Below are 20024 nucleotides of genomic sequence, written 5' to 3'. Positions count from 1 at the left end.
TCGGATCCCGCCGGGCCTTCGGATCCCGCCGGGCCTTCGGATCCCGCTGCGCCTTCGGGGCCCGGCGGGATTGCCGGTGCGGGACTTCGCGGGGCCGCACGGGCCCCAGGGCCACCGGGTGCCGCGAGCCGGGCGCCCGCTGGCCCCTCTCCCGGCCGGTGCTACGCCGTGTCCCCGGCCCGCGCCGTGGACGCCTCCCGCACCCGGCCTCCGGCCAGTTCGAGCCGGCGGCCGTCGAATCGGTCGCGGAACGCCCGGTCGTGCGAGACCGCCACCACCGCACCCGGGAACGCGGCGACGGCCTCCTCCAACTCCTCCACCAGCGCGGGCGCGAGGTGATTGGTCGGCTCGTCCAGGATCAGCAGATCGGCGGGGCTGCTGACCAGCAGGGCCAGTTCGAGCCGTCGGCGCTGGCCCGCGGAGAGCGCGGCCACCGGCACGGCCAGATCCTCGGCCCGCAGCAGCCCGAGGGCGAGCAACTCCTCGGCATGGTCCTCGGCCGGGCCGGGCCGGGTCGCCGCCCAGACCGCGAGAACCGAGCGGCGGGTGGCCGGGTGCGGCAGCTCCTGGGCGAGGTAGCCGATTCTTCCGGTGGCGCGCACCACGCCCGTGTCCGGGGCGAGCCGGCCGGCCAGGAGCCGCAACAGGGTCGTCTTTCCCGCTCCGTTCGGGCCGGAGACCAGCAGTCGCTCGCCAGGGGCGATCCGCAGCCCGTCCACGGCGAGCCGGTCGCCGACGGTCACGTCCGTCAACTCCACCAGCGGGCCGTCATCTTGACGTGACTGCGTGACGAACCGGCCGTCGAAACGCAGCGGTTCGGGCGGCGCGGCCACCGGTTCCCGCAGCAGCTCGTCCAATCGGCGGCGGGCGGACCGGATCTGCCCGGAGAGCTTGTTCTCGCTGGAGCGCCGGTGCTTGCCGAAGCCCTGGCCCGGGTCCTTCCCGGTCGCGGAGAGCCGCTGCCCCGCCGCCGCGACCAGTTCCTCCGTACGGGCCAGCTCCTCCCGCCACTCCAGGTGCTCCCGCACCCGGCGGCGCTGCTCGGCGGCGCGTGCGGCCCGGTAACCGGCCCAGCCGTCCCCGTACCGCAGGACGCCGCGCTCGTCCCGGTCGACCTCCAGGACGGTCGTGGCGAAGCCGCCGAGGAAGGCCCGGTCGTGGGTGACGACCAGCGCGGTGCCCCGGTGCGCGGCGAGCTTCGCGCGCAGCCAGTCGACGGCGTCGTGGTCGAGATGGTTGGTCGGCTCGTCGAGCAGCAGCAGTTCGGCGCCGGAGGACAGGACGCAGGCCAGCGCGAGCCGCGCCTGCTCGCCGCCGGACAGGGTGGCGAGCGGCCGCTCGCCGGTGAGGTGGCCGATGCCGAGCGCGTGCAGGGCGGCGGCCACTTCGGCGTCGGCGCGGTAGCCGCCCCGCTCCTCGAAGCGGTCGAGGAGCTCGCCGTACGAGGCGAGCTCCGTCGGGCCGGCCGAGCCGAGAGCGGCCTCGGCGGCCCTCAACTCAGCTTCCATGGAGCGTAGTTCGGTGAGGGCGAGATCGATGGTGTGTCGCACGGTGTCGGCGGGGCCGACGGGGTACGTCTCCGGCAGCGTCTGGGCGAGCCGGGTGACGGAGCCAGGGAAGCGGACGACGATCTCCCCCTCGTCCGGGGTCAGGCCGCCGTCGATCAGCCGCAGCAGCGTGGACTTGCCGGAGCCGTTCTCGCCGACGACGACGGCCTTTTCGCCGGGGCGGACGGTGAACGAGACCTGGTCGAGGACTCGGCGGTCCCCGAAGGCGAGAGAGACATGACGGAGGGAGAGCTGGGCGCGCTCGCGCATGGGTGGATTCCTCTGGCGGGTTCATGGAAAACGGGTACGCGAAACCGGCCGTCGGCCGCTCATGCGGCCGGTCCGGCACCCGGTATCAGAGGAAGAAGTAGAGACAACCCATACGGCCAGGCTAACAGTCGGCCCGTGCGAGGCCGCGGGATTTTCCGGCCCCGCAGGTCCCGGCGCCACGGCCCCCCTCCGGAGGTCCCCGCTCCGGGACTCGCGTGGGCCGCCGGGGGGAGGGTCCGGCGGCCCACGCGCTCAGGAGAGGATCACGGGGTGTGGAACCGTACCTCCGGGTGGAGCGGGCTGGGTCCGTCGAGCAACGGCTGCGGCGTGCCGCGCAGCTCCCGGTCGAAGAAGGCGGCGACGTAGGCCCGGGTCACGGCCAGGGCCCGGCCGTCCGGGATGACCGCGTCGCTCGGCACTCCGAAGTGACGCAGGAGCACCGGGGCGTCGGTGAAGGTCATGTGGTCGGCCCCGGCCACCGTCAGCCAGTACTTGCGCCCGCCGAGCGCCCGCCAGGTGGTGTCCCAGGAAGTGTCGCCGCCGCCCGGGAAGTGCGTGTCGTCCGCGCCGAGGAACAGGAACGGCCGGCCGCCGAGCCCACCGGCCGGAAGGGCGTCCCAGAACGAGCCGTCCATGTTCGCCCCGGCGTCGATCCGCCGGTCCTTGAGCATGGCGGCTTCAGCGCTCGCGCCGCCGATCGAGTGCCCGGCCATGCCGATCCGGTCCCGGTCGATCAGGTGCGCGTACGGCTGGACGGCGTGCGGCCCGGTCAGCCGGTCCAGCAGGAAACGGACGTCCGCCGCCCGCGCCGCCGTCACGTCCGCGCCCTCGACCCGGCCCGTCGCCAGCAGCTCGCACGCCACACACGGGGCGAGGACCCGGCCGCCGGGCACCGAGGTGCCCGAGGTCTCGTAGGCGTGATCGACCGAGGCGACGACATAGCCGCGGGAGGCGAGGTCGACGGCGAGCGCGGTGAGCGTGAAGCGGGGCATCCCGAACCCCGGGGACAGCACGACGAGCGGATGGCGGCCCGGCGCGGGCCGCGCGTCTTTCACGCTGTACGTGTTCATGGCGGCGAGGTCGCGGATGCCGGCCGGGTCCACTTCGCCGACGCCCGTGAGGAGGAGCCGGGACTCGTCCTCGGTCGCGTACGGCGCGGGCGTACCCCCGGTGCGGCGGGCCGCCGGGTAGTGCAGGGTCGCCGGGTAGTGCAGGGTCGCCATCAGCTCGCGGCCGTCCGCCGTGGGTACCCAGGGGTCGGGGCGGGAGTGGTCGACGAGATGGAGGTCGCCGGCTCCGACGGCGAACCGGCCGGTCGGGGCGGGCAGTTCGAGGGGCGCGGAGGTGGTGGGCAGGGCAGCCGGGGCGGGGGCTCGCAACGCCGCCGCCACGGAGGGAACGGGCGGCGGGGTGGTCGTGGCGGAGGCGGGAAGCGTGGCCGCGGGCAGGGCGAGCGCGCAGGCGAGCAGGACCGTCGCGGCGGCCCGAGTGGCTTTGTTCATGGTGAGGACGCTAGGGCGCGGTCCCTACCGTGCGCGTCCGACCGTGGGCGGACTCCGCACGCCACATGGGGGACCTCGGATGTAGGGGACGGGTGCGGCCTGGAGAGTGAAGATGCCCCTCCGGTCGTGTCGGACGGGGCCCCGGCCGGGCATGGGAAGTCCCGCCGCGCGAACTGTGCGCGCGGTCTGGTGTCCCCGGCCGAAAGGAAGGTCCGATGGCGGGTAGAGCGTTGATCGTCGTCGATGTGCAGAACGACTTCTGCGAAGGCGGCAGTGTCCCCGTGAAGGGCGGCGCGGAGCGGGCGCGGGCCATCGGGGAACTGGTCCGGCGCGGCAGCGGAGCGGAGTACCGCGAGGTGGTGGCGACCCGGGACCATCACATCGACCCCGGCAGCCACTTCTCCGACCATCCCGACTGGGACCATTCGTTTCCCGCGCACTGCGTCGTCGGCAGCGAAGGAAGCGAATTCCACCCGGAGTTCGCTCCGGTCGTCGACTCGGGTGCCGTCGGCGAGATCTTCTTCAAGGGCGCGTATTCCGAGTCGAAGAGCGGCTTCGAGGGGACGAGCGGCGATGGCGTCGGGCTCGCCGCGTGGCTGCGCGCGCGGGACGTGGACGCGGTCGACGTCGTCGGCATCGCCACCGACCACTGTGTGCGGGCGACGGCCCTGGACGGGGTCCGGGCCGGCTTCGGGGTGCGGGTGCTGCTCGACTACACGGCGGGGGTCGCCCGCGAGAGCACGGACCGGGCGATGGCGGAGCTGCGGGAGGCCGGTGTCGAACTGACCGGAACTCCCGTTGTGGGGTCCTGAGCCCCGGGGCCGGGGCGGCAGCCGGGGCGTGGCAGCCGGCGCGGTGCGGGTAGGGCAGGGAGACGGCGGAGGCCCGGCGGGACGTGCGGCTGCGGATGCGGGGTGTGAGGGTCTCCGGGATCCTGTGAAGGACGGGGGAACCAGGCCAAGGAGGATCTCCATGTCCATGCTGGACAAGCTCAAGCAGATGCTCAAGGGGCACGAGGACCAGGCGGGGAAGGCTGTCGACAAGGGCGGCGACATGGTCGACAAGCGGACCCAGGGCAAGTACAGCGGCCAGGTCGACACCGCGCAGGAGCAGGCCAAGCGGCACATCGGTGCCGAGGGCAAGCCTCCGGAGCAGCCGCCTCAGTAGCAAGGAGACTTTCCGGGCCGGCCGGCCCCCGAGTGCGGCCCCGCCGGGGTCCCGGGACCCGCTCCGAGTACGGGGGTATCGGGTCCCGCCCGGCCGGGGCCGCGCGCGGTACGGGCGGCGCCTTGGACTTCGTACCTGGGCCCGTACCGTCACCGGCCCCTGCCCGGTGTCGGCGGGGCCGGCGGACAGGCGATCCTGGGGGCATGGAACACCACGAGCACAGGCGGCACCCGATCACCACCGGCGCCACCGACGCGGACACCGCGCGCACCGGTGGCGTACGCGTGGAAGTCCTCGTCGTACCCGACTGCCCCCACCAGGGGCCGGCCGAGGAACGGGCCCGCGAGGCCCTCGCCGACGTGGGACTGGCCGGCCGGGAGGTCACCACCCGGGTGATCGCCGACGAGGAGGCCGCCGAGCGGGCCGGATTCACCGGATCGCCGACGATCCTCGTCGACGGCCGCGATCCGTTCGCCCCGGCCGGCGCGGCGAAGCCCGCGCTGACCTGCCGTCTCTACCGCACCCCCGACGGCCTCGACGGGGTGCCCGACCGCGCCGCCCTGCGCCGCGCGCTCGAAGCCGCGCTCGCGATCCGTGCGACGGCGGTCCGACAGGGCAGCGTGGACTGACGATCGGGACGGCGTGTCACGCGGTAGGGGCGAGGGCGGCGGCCTCCGCTGACGGCCGTGAGTGTGGGTGGCGTTCGGGCCGTGACGCGAGAAGGACCGTACGAGCCAGGCGAGTTGTGTCGATCGCCCTGCCGTCCGCTCTGCCGTCCTCCTGCCCTGCCCTCGTATCCCCCTTGCGATGTCGGCGAGTTGAGCGAGGACACCGCAAGCGAGCGGCGCGCCCGGGCGGCCCCTTTCGAGAGTGGTTACTTCGTCCCGCGTACGAGCACGAAGTCGGCGGGCGCTCCCGGGGTGAAGTCGGCGTGTGCGAGTCCCCTCACGTCGGCGCCGTCGTCGGCCGCGAGACGGTGACAGCCCGTCAGTTCCTCGTCGAGGCGCGCGTCGGTCACCCATTCGAGCAGGTGGGCCCGGTGGAGCATGTCGGCGTTGCCGAACGGGCTACAGGAGTCGCGCACTCCGTCCGAGCCGAGACCGACCCGCACGCCGTCCTCGCGCAGCCGGGCGACGGGCAGGACCAGCGGAGAGCAGGCAAGGAGCCTTGCTTCGGGAGGGGTTTTTAAGAGTACCGGCCTCGTGGGGCTGAAGGCTTGGTATACGAAATCAGATCTCGCCGTCGGACGGGTCGTCCTCGCCGAACAGGCCGCGCAGCGCCACCGTCCGGCTGTCGCGCACATGCAGCAGCGTGCAGGCCGCCGCGGCCTCCGGATCGCCGGCGGCGATGTGCCGGTACATCTCCGCGTGCTGGGACCGCATGCGTCCCGGCTCCGCGCGCAGCCCGAACAGCAGGCGCAGCTGCCGGCTCAGCTGCTCCAGGGTGCGGCTGAGCAGCGGGTTGCCCGCCATGGCCACGATCCGGTCGTGGAACGCCGTGTGCGCGGCCACCTCCCGTGCCCCCTCGCCCGCCGCCGCGGCCTCCTCCGCCTGCCGCAGCAGTTCCGACAGCGCCGCCGGTCCTGCGGTGTCCCCGCGGGCGGCGGCCCGGGCGGCGAGCCGCGACGCCTGGACGGCGAGCGGCTCCCACACCTCGTACAGATGCTCCACGTCGGCGTGCTCCAGCCGCCGGACGCGCACGCCGCTGTGCGGCAGCAGTTCCAGCAGCCCCTCCGCGACCAGCGCGCGCAGCGCCTCGCGTACGGGCACGCGGGACATGTGCAGTTCCTCGGCGACCTCGCGTTCCACGAGCCGGGCCCCTTGCGCGTACCGCCGGTCGACGATCCTGCGCAGGATCTCCTCGTGCGCCCGCACGCTCAGTGGCGCCGGTCCGGCCGCCGCCGGGGCCTTGGCCGGAGCTGCCGCCTGCGCGCCGCTCCTGTTCCGCTGCGCCACCTCGTCCGACCTCTTCCCGTCCCTCGGCCCACACGCCCCGCGCGGAGAAACGCGCGGAACAGAGAAGCAGAGGATACGTCGCCCGCTCCCGGCTCCCCGGGCCGCTCCCGGCTCCCGGCCCGCACGCGGCCCGGGCGCCGGGGCGGCGGTCCCGTCCCGGGGGGCGCGTCGCGCGTCCGCCGCCCAGGCCGGGGCTACGGTGGGTGGATGCGAGCCGTTCCCCGCTGGACGCTGATCTCCTCCGGGATCGCCCCTGTCCTGCTGATCGGCGGCTGGGCCGTCGCGGGTGCGCTGGAAGGCGACGGTTACGACCCCGCCCGGGAGACGATCAGCGCGCTCGCGGCCTCCGGCGCCGCCGGGTCCTGGGTGATGACGGGCGCGTTCCTCGGGCTCGGGGTCTGCCATCTCGTCACCGCCTGGGGGCTGCGCGCGGCGCGGCCCGCCGGGCGGCTCGCGCTCGCGGCGGGCGGGGTGGTGGCGCTGGTGGTGGCTCTGTTCCCGGTCCCGCTCAGCGGCGGATCGATACGGCACGGCTCCGCGGCGGTCGCCGGGTTCGCCCTGCTCGCGCTGTGGCCGATGCTGGCCGCCGCGCCCGGCGGCCCCGTGCCGTGGGCGCTGCGACCGGTCCCGGCGGTGGCGGTGACCACTGTGATGACGCTCGGCGCGGCCTGGTTCCTCGTCGCGACGGAGCTCCACGGCGCCGCCGGAGTCGCCGAACGCTTCGTCACCTGCCTCCAGGCGCTGTGGCCGCTGGTGGTCGTCGGCTCCTGCCTGTCGTACCGGCCACGGGCCGATGCCGTGTCCCGTCCGTGACGCGTCGGTCCGCCGGACCGGGCGGAGGCCGTACGGGAGTGGGCCGTACGGGAGCGGGCGGTACGGCAGCGGGTTGCACGGGAGCGGTGCGCGACCCCGCTCGCTCTCCAGCGCCACGCGTCGGCGGCGCGCGGGCTCGGACGGACGCGCTACGTCGCCGGCGGCGTAGCGAGGAGCGGTGCGAGACCGTCGAGGAGGCGCTGGAGGCCGAACTCGAAGAGGGCGTCGAGGTCGAGGTCGTACCCCGCGCGGGCGACTTCGGAAAGGGCGGGGAAGCGGCCTCCGGTCAGGATGTCCAAGAGGGCGGGTTCCTGGCCGTCCATCCATTCCTCGCTGTCGAGACCGGTGTCCGCCTCCGCCTCCCGCTCGGTCTCCAGGTTCATCGCGATGGCACGCGCGTGGTTGAACAGGGTCAGCTGTGTGGTGAAGGCGGTGTCGAGATCGAGGCCGTGGGAGTGCAGGGCCTGGAGGACCCACTCGCTGAACGGCAGGGCGGAGACGATCAGTTGGGGGCGGGTCATCGACAGGGCCGGGGCGAGCCAGGGGTGGCGCCGGAAGTGTTCCCAGAGCAGCCGGGACGACAGTTCGAGGGGGGCGCGCCAGCCCGGCGGCGGTGTGCCGGGCAGCGGGTGCTCCGCGAAAGCCGTGTCCATCATGTGTGTCAGAAGGGCGTCCTTGTCGGCTACATGCCGGTAGAGCGACATGGTGGCCACTCCCAGATCGGCCGCCACCCGGCGCATCGAAAGCGCCGCCAGGCCCTCGGTATCGGCCACCGCGACGGCGGTGGCGACGATCCGTTCAAGGGTGAGCGCGCCGGAGGGCGGGGGAGTGCCGGTGGCGCGCGCGGGGCGCGCGAGGCCCGCGGGGCGGGGCTGCGGCGCCCCTGCCCGGGGGGCGGATCCGGTCCCGGGGCGGGGCTCGACGACCGTCCCGACCCCGGGCACGGCGCGGACCAGACCCGCGCGGCGCAGTTCGGTGAGCACCTTGGTCGCCGTGGCCATCGCCACTCCCCACCGCTGGGTGATCTGGCGGGTCGACGGCACCCGGTCGCCCGGCGCCAGTTCCCCCGACACGATCCGCTGCCGTAGTTCGTCGACGATCCGCTCGTAACGCGGTCCCGCCGGTCCGTTCGCCGCCCCGTTCGCTGGTCCGTTCGCCGCCCCGCTCGCCGGTCTGTCCGTCCCCATGCCGCCATCCCTCCGCACTAGTGCACCCAGTGCCGCGCATCCTAGCGGCCGACGGCGTCCGGGGACCCCGCGCGGGGGTCATTCGCCCGTATCGCACTAGTGCACTGATCCTCAATCTCCCATGTTTTCATGGCTTTTCTTCTTGTGCATCACTTCGCGTACGCCGTACATTCGCCGACATGACGAACAACGGGATTCTCATCAGCGGCGCGGGCATCGCAGGGCCGGCGCTGGCGTACTGGCTACGCAAGCAGGGCTTCACGGTCACCGTCGTCGAACGCGCCCCGGCCCCCCGCCCCGGCGGGCAGACCGTCGATCTGCGCGGGGCCGGCCGCACCGTCGTCGAACGCATGGGCCTCATGGACCGGGCCAGGGCCGAGAGTGTCGACCAGCGTGGCCTCGCGCTCGTCGACACCCGAGGACGCGTCACCGCCCGCGTGCCGGCCGACAGCTTCGGCGGCGAGGGCATCGTCTCCGAGATCGAGATCCTCCGAGGCGACCTCGCCCGGCTGCTGTACGAGGCCACCGTCCCCGACACGGAGTACCTGTTCGACGACACCATCACCCATCTGGCGCAGGACGCCGACGGTGTCACCGTCACCTTCGAGAAGGCCGCGCCCCGCCGCTTCGGCCTGGTCGTCGGAGCCGACGGACCGCACTCCGTGGTGCGGTCACTGGCCTTCGGCCCGGAGCGGGAGACCGTCCGGCCGCTCGGCCTCTACACCGCCTGGTTCACCGCCACCGGCCTCGACCTCGGACTCGACGGCTGGTACCTCATGCACAACGCGCCCGGCGGCCTCGTCGCCTCCGCCCGGCCCGGCCGCCTCCCCGGCGAGATCAAGGCCGGCTTCAGCTTCCGTACGGCCGAGCCGCTCGCGTACGACCGCCGTGACTCCGCCGCCCAACGGGCACTCGTCGCCGAACGGTTCGCCCGGGTCGGCTGGGAGGCCCAAAAGCTGGTGCGGGCGATGCGCAACGCCGACGACTTCTTCTTCGACTCCATGGGGCAGGTCCGCCTCGACCGCTGGTCCCGGGGCCGGGTCGTGCTGCTCGGCGACGCCGGTTACTGCGCGACCCCGCTGACCGGCCTCGGCACCAGCCTCGCCCTGGTCGGCGCCTATGTCCTGGCCGGTGAACTCGCCGCCGCAGGGGGCGACCACCGCCTCGCGCTGCGCCGCTACGACACGGTGCTGCGCCCGTACGTGGACCAGGCCCAGGAACTTCCGCCGGGCGGCGCCTCGGGCTACGCCCCCTCCGGCCGGCTGGGCATCCGGATGCGGGACCTCTCGATGCGTTCGATGACCCGCTGGCCCCTGCGGAACCTGCTCGCCGCCCAGTTCGCGAAGGCCGGCGACATCGCCCTGCCGGACTACGCCACCACCGCGAACGCCGCCGCGCTCCGCTCCGTACGGTGACCACTCCGTATGGAGACCGCCCCGCACGCCACGCCGCCGGGACCGGCGCGGGGATGCGTCCCCGTACCGGCCCCGGTTCGCCGCGGTCACCGTGAAGACGGATCCCGTGGCGGTGTGCTGTGCGCGCCCCGCGTGCCCTGTGTCTCCCGGGCGCGGATCAGCGGTTTCAGCAGGAGCCGAGGTCCTGCCACACGCCCCACTCGCCGGTGGTGCCGGGCTCCTCGCCCGTCGTCCACCACTTGGCCTTCCAGTTGTGTCCCTTGTGGGAGACCTGCTGGCCTCCGGTGTAGACGGTGGCCGAGGCCCACGGCGCGGCCGTGCACTGGCTGCCGCTGCCGCCGGTGATCTTCAGCGTGTACGTGGCGGTGTGCGCCGCGGACGGGCCGCTGCCGGTGACGGTGATCTGGTACGTCCCCGACACCGCGTTCGCGGTGGTCGCCAGGGTGAGCGTCGAGGACCCGCCCGCCGTGACCGAGGCCGGGCTGAACGAGGCGGTGACCCCCGCCGGCACCCCGCTCGCCGCCAGGCTCACCGACTGGGCCGCGCCCTGGGTGACCGAGGTGCCGATCGTGGTGGTCGCCGAGGCGCCCGCCGTGACGGTGCCCGAAGACGGGGTGGCCGTCAGCGAGAAGTCGTCACCGGGGACGGTCGGCCCGCCGCTCGTGAACGGGCTGAAGATGTGGCTGAAGTCCCAGGTGTTCTGCGCGATGCCGGAGCAGTTGTCGGCGGCCGGGCCGCCCGGACAGCCGCCGTTGTCCCGCTGGAGCGCCCAGAACGACAGGGTGTTGATGCCCTTGGCGGTCGCCCAGTCGTACACGGTGCGGGCGTTGACCAGACTGAAGGTCTCGGCCGGGCCGAAGTCGTCGACGCCGATCATCTCGGTGACGCCGACCATGCCCCACAACTGAGCGGCCGACTTGGCCGGGTAGAGCTTGGCGAGCTGGTTGTACAGCCCCTGGGCCGCGGTCTGGGTGTCCTTGGCCATGTCGTGCGCGGCGTTGTCGTAATAGTCGAACGTCATGAGGTTGACGACGTCGACCCGCGCGCCGTTGGTCACGGCGTTCTTCAGTACGGCGAGTCCGCTCGCGGCCAGGCCCGTGGTCGTGGTGGGCAGCGTGTACGAGATCTCCAGGGGTCGCCCGGCGGCGGCCGACCGGTCCTGGAGGATCTTGATGGCCTTGTTGCGGCGGTCGACGCCCGCGCTGTCGTCGAGCGAGTCGACCTCGATGTCCATGTCGAGCCGGCTCACGTTGTAGGTCGTGAGCACCTTCTCGTACGCGTCGGCGATCTTGGTGACATCCGAGCAGCTGTCGGCGATCTCGGTACCGGTGGTGTCCGCGGTGTAGCCGCCGAAGGAGGGGATCACGTCCCCGCCGCGGGCCTGCATCGACGTGATGTCGCTGCCGAAGACGGCCGGGGAGATCGGCATCCCGGTGTCGCCGTTCCAGTACGGCGTGCACGAACCCTTCGTGGCGGTCTGGAGGAACGCCATGGTCAGGTGCTTGGTGCCGGAGGCGGCGGCCAGGGCGGCCGGGCTCTCGCCGGTCCACGCCTCGAAGTACGGGGCGAAGACCCGTGACGGCAGCGGGGTCGCGGCCTGGGCGGTGCCGCCGGCGAGCGTGGTCAGGCCGGCCGCGGCGACGGTCGTGGTGACGGCCGCGAGCATCGCGCGCAGGGAACGCATGCGTCTCATGTCAATCCCAGGGGTGTGAGGGGTCGGTTGACGGGCAGGCGCCCCGGATGGAGCGTGCGGGTGCGAGGGGGTGCGGGTGGTGCGGGCCGCTGGGGATCACGCGGGGTCGAGCGGGGTCGAGCGGACAGGGGCGCCGGATAAGGGGATATCGGCGGCTCCCGAACCGGGTCAATGGTCTGGACCAAAGTGCGACTAGACCGGACCGGGTCGCTCCTCGCCGTTTCCCCTGCCCACCGTGGAGATTATTGGCGTAGACCAATTCCCTTGGGTTTGACGATTCTTGACCTTCCATCAGGGCGCGCCGCGATGCCCCGGTCATCCGCTGTACGCACCCCCGTTCCGTACGCCGGACAAGGAAGTGAAAAAATTCCCGGCGCTTTTTCGTTATCCGGGGCCCGCCCCGTGATCTCCCAGGTGTAGGGCATCGGCGACAGGCAGGACGGACAGGATGAAGCAGGGCATGGCAGTGATGAACGGCACGGACCTGGTCAGGGCCGCCCGGAACGGCGACCTCGAAGCGCGCGACCGGCTCGTCACCGCTCATCTGCCGCTCGTCTACAACATCGTGGGCCGGGCGCTGAACGGCCACCACGATGTCGACGACGTCGTCCAGGAGACGATGCTGCGGGCGCTCGACGGACTCGGGACGCTGCGCTCCCCGGACAGCTTCCGCTCCTGGCTCGTCGCCATCACCATGAACACCCTGCGCGCCCACTGGCACAGCCGGCGGTCCGGCCAGATCGCCGGCGCCCTCGACGACGCCCGCGACCTTGCCCACCCCGGCGCCGACTTCGTGGAACTGACCGTGGCCCGGCTGCACCTGTCCGGGCAGCGGCGCGAGACCGCCGAGGCGACCCGCTGGCTGGCGCCCGAGGACAGCGCGCTGCTCTCGCTGTGGTGGCTGGAATACGCGGGCGAACTCACCCGCCACGAGGTCGCGGCCGCCCTGGAACTGTCCCCGGAGCACACTGCCGTACGCGTCCAGCGGATGAAGGAACAGCTGGAGACCGCCCGGATCGTCGTCCGCGCCCTGGGCGCCGCACCGCTCTGCCCAGATCTGCGCACCGGCCTCGCGGGCTGGGACGGACGGCCCTCGGTGCTCTGGCGCAAACGCATAGCCCGGCACGCCCGTACCTGCCCGCACTGCGCCGGACTCTGGACCGGTCTCGTGCCCGCCGAGGGCCTGCTCGCCGGACTGCTCCTCGTCCCGCCGGCCGCCGCCCTCCTCGCCGCCTTCCGTGAGCGCGCGGGCCTCGGCCTGGTCGCGTCGGCGCAGGAGGCGGGTGCGGGCGCGGGTGCCGGTTCGGGGGTCGCTCCGGGTGTCGGTTCGGGTGCGGCGCCAGGGGCCGGCGCGGTGCCCGGCGCGCGGTCGGGGGCCCGGCATGCTGCCGATTCCGGTTCCGGTTCCGGATCGCGTGGCGCCCGCCGCCGGGAACGCGAGCGCAGGCGTGGCCGCCGGAGGGCCGTCGCCGCCGCGGGTATAGCCGTGGTCGCGGTCGCCGGAGGCACGCTCTATCTCGCCACCGGTCCCGAGGACGGCGAGAACGACCCGGCCGACACGGCCCGCGCCGCCGCCCCCGGCGTCACCGCGGCCACGACGGCCTCCCCGGCGGCCCCTACCGCGAGCCCGTCCGCGAAGGCGTCGAAGACGCCCGCCGCCTCGGCCAGGCCGTCGAGCCACTCGCCCCGCCCCACTCCGAGCCGTACGACGCACCAGGCCACCCCCCACCCCACGAAGGCGCCCGAGTCGCGCCCGCAGGCCACGAAAACCGCAGGCGGCCAGACCGGCTCCGGGTCCGGCTCAGGTCCCGGTTCGGGTTCCGGATCCTCGTCCACGTCCCAGCAGGTCATCGCCCTGGTCAACACCGAGCGCTCCCGCGCCGGCTGCGGGCCGCTCACCGGGAACGCCCTGCTGACCCGCGCCGCACAGGGCCAGTCCGACGACATGGCCGCCCGCGACTTCTTCGACCACACCAACCCGGACGGCGACGGCCCCGGCGAACGCGTCACCGCCACCGGCTACCAGTGGTCCACCTACGGCGAGAACATCGCCAAGGGCCAGCGCACCCCCGCCGAGGTGATGGAGGCCTGGATGAACAGCCCCGGCCACCGGGCCAACATCCTCAACTGCGACTTTCGCGAGATCGGCATCGGTCTGCGTACCGGCGGCGGCCCTTACTGGACACAGGTCTTCGGTGCTCGCTGATCCGGACCGGCCGGCCCGGATCAGCGGGCCATGGACCCGCGGGAGCCGGACCCGCGGCCACCGGTGCCGGGGTGACCGGCCGGGGCGGTGGCAGGTCAGGACAGCCGCAGGGTCAGCAGCGCCAGATCGAGCCAGCGGCCGAACTTCGTGCCGACCTCCGGCACCGTGCCGGCATGCTCGAACCCGAACCGCTGGTGCAGCCGGATCGACGAGGTGTTCTCCGCCTCGATGCCCGCGACGACCACATGGTGACCGGCCGCGCGGGCCGAGTCGATGAGGGCGGCGAGCAGGGCGGAGCCGATGCCCCGGCCGTGCCGGTCCTCGCGTACGTACACCGAGTTCTCCACCGTGTGGCGGAAGCCGTCCAGTTCCCGCCACGGGCCGTAGACCGCGAAACCGGCCACTTCGCCGTCCACCTCGGCCACGAGAGCCGAGCCGCGCCCCAGATGGACGGTGAGCCAGGCGGCCGCCTCCTCGGAGGACTGCGGAGTCCGCGTCCACAGGGCCGTCGAGTGCTCGATCGCGTGATTGCGGATCGCCCGGATCGCCTCGGCGTCCTCGGGCCGGGCCGCCCGTACGACCGGCCCGGCGACCGCCTCTCGTATATTGGATTCCATGTCCAACATAGTAGATCCTCTGGTGGGGCGGATCGCGGCCCGCGTCCGGTTCGAACGGGAGCGGCGCGGCTGGACCCTGGCCCGGCTCGCGGACGCCTCCGGGGTCTCCCAGGCCATGATCAGCAGGATCGAGCGCGGCGAGAGCAGTCCCACGGCCGTGGTCCTCGGCAAACTGTCGGCCGCCTTCGAGCTCACCGTCGCCTCGCTGCTCGCCCTCGCCGAAGGCGCGCCGGATACCGAGGGCCCCACGGCTGCGGACGCCGAGGCCCCTGCCGCATCGGACGCCGGGAGAGGTGCGGACGGCCCGGGTGGCGGAGGAATGGAGGTCCGGCGCGCGGATGGCGCGGACGAGTGGTGCGACCCGGACACCGGCTACCGGCGCCGCCAGATCACCGGCCCGCGGTTCCCCGCCGAGGTGGCCGAGATCCGGCTGCCGGCCGGCGCCCGCGTCCCGTATCCCGCCGCCGCCTTCGCCTTCGTCCGCCAGCTCGTCTGGGTCCTCGACGGCCGGCTGACCTTCCACGACGGCGACACCGTCCACGAACTCGGCCCGGGCGACACCGTCGAACTCGGCGCGCCCACCGCGCGCGTCTTCGCCAACACCACCGGCTCCGAGTGCCGCTACGCCGTCGTCCTCACCCGCGGCGCGCGCCCGTGACCGGGGCCGAGCCCGTGCCCGGAACCACGGCGACGAACGGGTCCACGGCGACGAACGGGTCCTCGCCCCGGCCCCTGCCCCGGGGTGTGACGCTCCTGCTCGCCGTCATAGCCGGGACGGCGATCGCGAACAACTACGCCCTCCAGCCCGCGCTCACCGCCGTCGCCGCCGACCTGGGCGTCCCGCTGTCGGTGATCGGCCTGGTCCCGACGGCCGCGCTGGCCGGCTCGATGACCGGCTTCGCGCTGCTGCTGCCCCTCACCGACCGACTCGCGCCCCACCGCCTGGTCGCCACGCAGCTCACCGCCCTGGCCGCCGGTCTCGTGCTCGCCGCGACCGCGCGCGGCCCGCTTCCCCTGCTCCTCGCCTACCTGGCCATCGGCGCCGCCGCGAGCGTCGCGGCCCAGGCCGGCAACATCGCCGGACGTCACGCCCCACCCGGACGCCGGGGGAGCGGTGTCGCGACCGTCGCCGCCGGCATGTCCGCCGGCATCCTGCTCAGCCGTCTGGTGGGCGGAGCGCTCACCGACGCGTTCGGCTGGCGGCGGATGCTCCTCGTCTTCGCCGGTCTGGTCCTGCTCGGCGCGCTCGCCGTGGCGGTGCTGCTGCCCCGGGAGCGGCCGCCGGGGCGGCGTGGTTACGGGGCCACCCTGGCCGCCCTTCCGCCGCTGCTGCGCGATCACCCAGGGCTGCGCGTCGCCGTGCTGACCGGCGGCCTGTGGTACTTCGCCTTCAACATCGTCTGGGTCACGCTCGCTCTCGCGCTCGCGCAGCCGCCGTACTCCCTGGAGCCCACCGCCATCGGCCTGTACAGCCTGGCTGGTCTGCTCGGCTTCGTCGCGCTCCCGTTCACCGGCCGCCTCACCGACCGGTACGCCCCGCGCACGGTGATCACCGGCTCGCTGCTCGCCGCCGCGGCGGGGACCGCTTTCCTCGCCACCGGTCTGGGCAGCCCCGCGATCACCGCTCTCGGCCTCGCCCTGTTCGACGCCGGCTGCTTCGCCGCCCAGGCCGCCAACCAGAGCCGGGTGATCGCGCTCGACCCCGCCCGCTCCGGCAGTCTCAGCAGCGTCTATCTGGTCCTCTATTTCACGACTGGTGCGCTCGGCGCCTCGGTGGCGGCCCCGTTGCTGGCCGCCGTCGGCTGGCCGGGTGCCGCGCTGACCGCCCTCGCCGCCCTCCTGCTGGCGGCGGCCTTGACCCGGGTCCTCGGGCGGTCGCCGGACGGTCGCCGGGAGGACTGAGGAAACGGGCTCGCGAGTTGCGGATTTTCGCAATTAATGGCGGCGCTCGTATCATCGCGCGGTGAACGAGAACCTGCCCCCCTGCCCCACGTGCTCCGGCGTCTACACCTACGAGATGGGCACCCTGCTCGTCTGCCCCGAGTGCGGCCATGAGTGGACCCCGTCCGACGACTCCGCCGACCGGTCCGATGAGGCCGGTGAGGGCGGCGGCGAGAAGGTGATCCGGGACGCTGTCGGCAACGTCCTCGCCGACGGCGACACGGTCACCGTCGTCAAGACCCTCAAGGTCAAGGGCAGCCCGAGCGGCATCAAGGCCGGCACCAAGGTCCGCAACATCCGGCTGGTCGACGGCGTCGACGGTCACGACATCGACTGCAAGGTGGACGGCTTCGGACCCATGCAGCTCAAGTCCAGCGTGGTCAAGAAGGCCTGACGGGCGCACGCCGCACGGTGCTCACCACCGGCGGCTCGCCATCTCTGCGAATTGCAGAAAATGGCAATTAACTACATGATGGATTTGTTGTGCCCGCAGGTAGCCGCGGGCACAACCTCGATCCAGGCCCCGCCCGCGCGGGGGGTGAGGAGTCCGAAGGCCGTGCCGGTTCCGCTGTACGAGGCGCGCGGCGAGCGCTTTTGGACGCCGGGCCACCCGGCCGGCGTCCGGGCGCCCCAGCCGCGACAGAACAGGCCCGCGGCGGTCCGCGAGCCGCTCCCGGGCATCGCCGGACCGTCCGCCCGTCAGGGCGCGGCCCGATGAGCCCGCTGCCCCCGCCTCAGCCGGCTTCCTCGGCGGCGTCGTCGTCGGCGTTGTCGCCGCTCCGCCGGCTGCGGGCCCTCCTCCCGGTCCGCGCCGACTTCGCGGCCATGGCCCGCAACCCCCGCCGCGATCTGCTCGCCGGTCTGACCGTGGCCGTGGTCGCGCTGCCGCTCGCGCTCGGATTCGGGGTCTCCTCCGGTCTCGGCGCCGAGGCGGGTCTCGCGACCGCGGTGGTGGCCGGAGCGCTCGCCGCCCTGTTCGGCGGCTCGAACCTCCAGGTGTCCGGGCCGACCGGCGCGATGACCGTCGTCCTCGTTCCGATCGTGGCGCGGCACGGCCCCGGCGGTGTCCTCACCGTCGGGCTCATCGCCGGCGCACTCGTGATCGGCCTCGCCGTCCTCCGCGCGGGCCGGTACATGGCCTACATCCCGGCCTCCGTCGTGGAGGGCTTCACCCTCGGCATCGCGCTCGTCATCGGCCTCCAGCAGGTCCCGAACGCCCTCGGCGTCCCGAAGCCCGAGGGCGACCGGGTCCTCGAGGTCGGCTGGAACGCCGTCCGCGCGTTCGTCCAGCACCCGAACTGGACCGCCGTCGCCCTCGCCCTCGGCGTCGCGGCCCTCATGCTGGCCGGCGCCCGATGGCGGCCGGGCATCCCCTTCTCCCTCGTCGCGGTGGCCGGCGCCACCGTCGCCACCCAGGTCCTCCACCTCGACGCCGCGGCCCCCATCGGCGACCTGCCCGCCGGACTGCCCGCGCCGTCCCTGGGCTTCGTCGACCTCTCCCAGCTCGGTTCGCTGCTCGCCCCCGCCGTGGCGGTCGCCGCGCTCGCCGCCCTGGAATCGCTGCTTTCGGCGCAGGTCGCCGACCAGATGACCGTCGGCCAGAAGCACGACCCCGACCGCGAGCTGTTCGGTCAGGGCCTGGCCAACCTGGTCGCCCCGCTGTTCGGTGGCGTCCCCGCCACCGGCGCCATCGCCCGTACCGCGGTCAACGTGCGCAGCGGTGCCTCGTCCCGGCTCGCCGCCCTCACCCACGCGGCCGTCCTCGCGGTGATCGTCTTCGCGGCCGCCCCGCTCGTCTCGAAGATCCCGCTCGCCGCGCTCGCCGGCGTCCTGATCGCCACCGCCGTCCGCATGGTGGAGGTCGGCTCGCTGCGCGCGATGGCCAAGGCCACCCGGTCCGACGCCGTCGTCCTCGTCCTCACCGCCGTCGCGACCCTCGCGCTCGACCTCGTGTACGCGGTGATCATCGGCCTCCTGGTGGCCGGCACCCTCGCCCTGCGGGCCGTGGCCGCGCAGGCCCGCCTCGCGGAGGTCGACTTCCGCGCCGATCTGCCGGGCGAGCACAGCGCCGAGGAACACGCCCTGCTCGCCGAGCACATCGTCGCGTACCGCATCGACGGCCCGCTGTTCTTCGCCGCGGCCCACCGCTTCCTCCTCGAACTCGCCGAGGTGGCTGACGTCCGCGTGGTGATCCTGCGGATGTCCCGCGTCACCACGGTCGACGCCACCGGCGCCCTCGTCCTCAAGGGCACCGTGGAGAAACTGAACCGGCGCGGCATCACCGTCCTGGCCTCCGGGATCCGGCCGGAGCAGCGCCGCGCCCTCGACTCCGTCGGCGCGCTGGAACTGCTGCGGCCCGACGGACGGGAGTACGCCACCACCCCGGAGGCCATCGCCGGCGCCCGCGCCCGTCTCCAGGGCGCCGGGATCCTCCCCGGCGGGACCGCCGTAGTCGAAGAGACCGCCGTATCCGAGGTGACCGCCGTGCCCCAGGCGACCGCCGTACCGGCCGCCGCGACGACCGTGCCCGTACAGCCCGCCGGCTCCTCGGCCGGGCGGACCGCGCACGCGGGAAGGACCCCTTCATGACGACCCCGACCCCCTGGCCCGCGGCCCCCCGCCGGATGACCGAGGTCACCGGCGCCGAGGCGCTGTGGCTCCTCGGCGGCGCGGCACGGGGCCGCCTCGTGCACGCCCGCCGCGAACAGATTCTCGTGCGCCCCGCCGTCCACGTCCTCGCCTACGGCCGGCTCGTCGTCCGCGCCCCCGTCCAGGCCGACGCGCTCACCGGACGGCCCACCCTCACGTACCACGCCGACGAGATCAGTACCGGCGCGGTCGCGGGGGCGGGGGTTGGGCCCGAGGCCGGGGCCGGGCCCGAGGCCGGGGCCGGGGTCGGGGCCGGAGCTGGGGCCGGGTGGAGCGTGACCGTCACCGGACCGGCCGAACCGGTCGACGACGCCGCCGAGGCCGCGCACTACCGGCGCACCCTGCCCGGCTGGACGTACGGACCGCACGACACCCTGCTGCGGATCACCCCGCAGACCGTCACCGGCTACCGGCTCGGCGCGGCGGCGACGCCGTGACCCCGGCCGTCCGGGCCGAGCCGGCCCTGCCCCTGCGGCACGTCCTGACGGTTCCGACCCTGCCGGCGGCGGTACGGGTGGTGCGCGAGACGGCGGAGATGACCTTCGCCGAGTGGGGGATCGGCCGCGCCCACCCCGTCATGGGCCCGGCGCTGCTGATCCTCAGCGAACTCGTCACCAACAGCGTCCGGCACGCCGCACCCCGCTCGCCCAGCCTCACCGTCACCTTCGCCGCCGGCGCGACGGCGCTCGGCTTCGCCGTACACGACCGGCACCCCGACCATCCGGGCGTCCCCGATCACCCGGGCGTCCCCGCCTCCGCCGCCTCCGGCAGTGGCGGAGGCGGGCTCTCCGTCATCGCCGAGGTGATGGCCGGATCCGGCGGTACGGGCGCGGTGCGCCGGGACGCGGACGGAGAGGGAAAGAGCGTATGGATCACCCTGCCCCGGTGAAGGACGCCGGATCCGTCCGGCGACACGGCCCTGCCCACGGCGCGGCCGGCGCACTGGGGTGGGGTCGAGGTGATGCCGCCGCCCCGGAGACGCGAGGATAGGGCCATGACGATGAGTGCGGGATGGACGCGAGAGGCGCGGAAGTCGCGAGGGACACGGGGGACGCGATGGAC

At 73.9% G+C, this 20024-nt stretch carries 18 protein-coding genes and 1 pseudogene; 12 read left to right on the top strand and 7 right to left on the bottom strand.

Annotation, left to right across the window (positions count from 1 at the left end):
- Window positions 1-161: 161 nt before the first annotated feature.
- Both abc-f and ACGFRB_RS25360 read right to left on the bottom strand, forming a co-directional pair.
- On the bottom strand, window positions 162-1817 hold the full coding sequence (abc-f, locus tag ACGFRB_RS25365; RefSeq protein ID WP_393246220.1) for a ribosomal protection-like ABC-F family protein: 1656 nt from the start codon (window positions 1815-1817) through the stop codon (window positions 162-164).
- A gap of 263 nt (window positions 1818-2080) precedes the next feature.
- The gene (locus ACGFRB_RS25360; protein ID WP_393246218.1) at window positions 2081-3319 is read right to left on the bottom strand and encodes an alpha/beta hydrolase family protein; all 1239 of its coding nucleotides are present in this window, start codon (window positions 3317-3319) and stop codon (window positions 2081-2083) included.
- Between the two features lie 215 nt (window positions 3320-3534).
- On the opposite strand from ACGFRB_RS25360, the gene ACGFRB_RS25355 reads away from it, so the two are divergent.
- The 3 genes from ACGFRB_RS25355 to ACGFRB_RS25345 all read left to right on the top strand — a co-directional run bounded on the left by ACGFRB_RS25355 (window position 3535) and on the right by ACGFRB_RS25345 (window position 5115).
- Window positions 3535-4131, top strand: coding sequence for an isochorismatase family protein (locus ACGFRB_RS25355; protein WP_363007168.1), 597 nt, complete (start codon window positions 3535-3537; stop codon window positions 4129-4131).
- A gap of 160 nt (window positions 4132-4291) precedes the next feature.
- The gene (locus tag ACGFRB_RS25350) at window positions 4292-4486 is read left to right on the top strand and encodes an antitoxin (RefSeq protein WP_363007166.1); all 195 of its coding nucleotides are present in this window, start codon (window positions 4292-4294) and stop codon (window positions 4484-4486) included.
- A gap of 203 nt (window positions 4487-4689) precedes the next feature.
- Entirely contained in the window at window positions 4690-5115 is a 426-nt protein-coding gene (locus ACGFRB_RS25345; RefSeq protein WP_393246216.1) for a hypothetical protein, read from the top strand.
- Between the two features lie 254 nt (window positions 5116-5369).
- Here ACGFRB_RS25345 and ACGFRB_RS25340 read toward each other — a convergent pair.
- Window positions 5370-5639 (bottom strand): annotated as a pseudogene (locus ACGFRB_RS25340) (amidohydrolase family protein); the annotation flags it as partial.
- A gap of 76 nt (window positions 5640-5715) precedes the next feature.
- Window positions 5716-6441, bottom strand: coding sequence for a GntR family transcriptional regulator (locus ACGFRB_RS25335; RefSeq protein ID WP_393246214.1), 726 nt, complete (start codon window positions 6439-6441; stop codon window positions 5716-5718).
- A 207-nt stretch (window positions 6442-6648) separates the two neighbouring features.
- Between ACGFRB_RS25335 and ACGFRB_RS25330 the strand changes: the two genes are divergently transcribed.
- Window positions 6649-7254 carry a DUF998 domain-containing protein gene (locus ACGFRB_RS25330; RefSeq protein ID WP_393246212.1) on the top strand — a complete coding sequence of 202 codons (606 nt, stop codon included), beginning with the start codon at window positions 6649-6651 and terminating at the stop codon, window positions 7252-7254.
- Window positions 7255-7403: 149 nt separating this feature from the next.
- Here the strand turns inward: ACGFRB_RS25330 and ACGFRB_RS25325 are convergent, their stop codons facing one another.
- Complete coding sequence (locus ACGFRB_RS25325) at window positions 7404-8441, bottom strand: TetR/AcrR family transcriptional regulator C-terminal domain-containing protein (RefSeq protein ID WP_393246210.1); 1038 nt, start codon at window positions 8439-8441, stop codon at window positions 7404-7406.
- A gap of 179 nt (window positions 8442-8620) precedes the next feature.
- On the opposite strand from ACGFRB_RS25325, the gene ACGFRB_RS25320 reads away from it, so the two are divergent.
- On the top strand, window positions 8621-9856 hold the full coding sequence (locus ACGFRB_RS25320) for an FAD-dependent monooxygenase (RefSeq protein WP_393246208.1): 1236 nt from the start codon (window positions 8621-8623) through the stop codon (window positions 9854-9856).
- 166 nt (window positions 9857-10022) lie between these two features.
- Here ACGFRB_RS25320 and ACGFRB_RS25315 read toward each other — a convergent pair whose 3' ends face one another.
- Window positions 10023-11549, bottom strand: coding sequence for a glycosyl hydrolase family 18 protein (locus ACGFRB_RS25315; RefSeq protein WP_393246206.1), 1527 nt, complete (start codon window positions 11547-11549; stop codon window positions 10023-10025).
- 460 nt (window positions 11550-12009) lie between these two features.
- Here ACGFRB_RS25315 and ACGFRB_RS25310 point away from each other — a divergent pair, with 460 nt between their 5' ends.
- Window positions 12010-13755: a sigma-70 family RNA polymerase sigma factor gene (locus ACGFRB_RS25310; protein WP_393246204.1), complete on the top strand. Its 1746-nt coding sequence runs from the start codon at window positions 12010-12012 to the stop codon at window positions 13753-13755.
- A gap of 95 nt (window positions 13756-13850) precedes the next feature.
- On the opposite strand, the gene ACGFRB_RS25305 is transcribed toward ACGFRB_RS25310, so the two are convergent.
- Window positions 13851-14372 carry a GNAT family N-acetyltransferase gene (locus tag ACGFRB_RS25305; protein WP_393246202.1) on the bottom strand — a complete coding sequence of 174 codons (522 nt, stop codon included), beginning with the start codon at window positions 14370-14372 and terminating at the stop codon, window positions 13851-13853.
- Here ACGFRB_RS25305 and ACGFRB_RS25300 point away from each other — a divergent pair.
- The 6 genes from ACGFRB_RS25300 to ACGFRB_RS25275 all read left to right on the top strand — a co-directional run bounded on the left by ACGFRB_RS25300 (window position 14371) and on the right by ACGFRB_RS25275 (window position 19851).
- Entirely contained in the window at window positions 14371-15030 is a 660-nt protein-coding gene (locus ACGFRB_RS25300; protein ID WP_393246200.1) for a helix-turn-helix domain-containing protein, read from the top strand. The two genes, ACGFRB_RS25305 and ACGFRB_RS25300, sit on opposite strands and share 2 nt — an antisense overlap.
- 14 nt (window positions 15031-15044) lie before the next feature.
- Window positions 15045-16274 carry an MFS transporter gene (locus tag ACGFRB_RS25295; RefSeq protein WP_393246198.1) on the top strand — a complete coding sequence of 410 codons (1230 nt, stop codon included), beginning with the start codon at window positions 15045-15047 and terminating at the stop codon, window positions 16272-16274.
- 61 nt (window positions 16275-16335) lie between these two features.
- Window positions 16336-16707, top strand: coding sequence for a zinc ribbon domain-containing protein YjdM (locus ACGFRB_RS25290; protein WP_393246196.1), 372 nt, complete (start codon window positions 16336-16338; stop codon window positions 16705-16707).
- 431 nt (window positions 16708-17138) lie between these two features.
- Window positions 17139-18902 carry a SulP family inorganic anion transporter gene (locus ACGFRB_RS25285; RefSeq protein ID WP_393246297.1) on the top strand — a complete coding sequence of 588 codons (1764 nt, stop codon included), beginning with the start codon at window positions 17139-17141 and terminating at the stop codon, window positions 18900-18902.
- Window positions 18899-19399: a pyridoxamine 5'-phosphate oxidase family protein gene (locus ACGFRB_RS25280; RefSeq protein WP_393246194.1), complete on the top strand. Its 501-nt coding sequence runs from the start codon at window positions 18899-18901 to the stop codon at window positions 19397-19399. The genes ACGFRB_RS25285 and ACGFRB_RS25280 overlap by 4 nt, the downstream gene beginning before the upstream one ends.
- Window positions 19396-19851 (top strand): ATP-binding protein, encoded by a 456-nt coding sequence (locus ACGFRB_RS25275; protein ID WP_393246192.1) that lies wholly within the window; start codon window positions 19396-19398, stop codon window positions 19849-19851. The genes ACGFRB_RS25280 and ACGFRB_RS25275 overlap by 4 nt, the downstream gene beginning before the upstream one ends.
- Window positions 19852-20024 lie beyond the last annotated feature (173 nt).

The sequence above is a fragment of the Streptomyces sp. NPDC048718 genome (assembly GCF_043198875.1).
GTDB lineage: Bacteria > Actinomycetota > Actinomycetes > Streptomycetales > Streptomycetaceae > Streptomyces.
The sequence above is the reverse complement of the archived record's forward strand: the minus strand, read 5'-3'. Positions and strand labels throughout refer to the sequence as shown.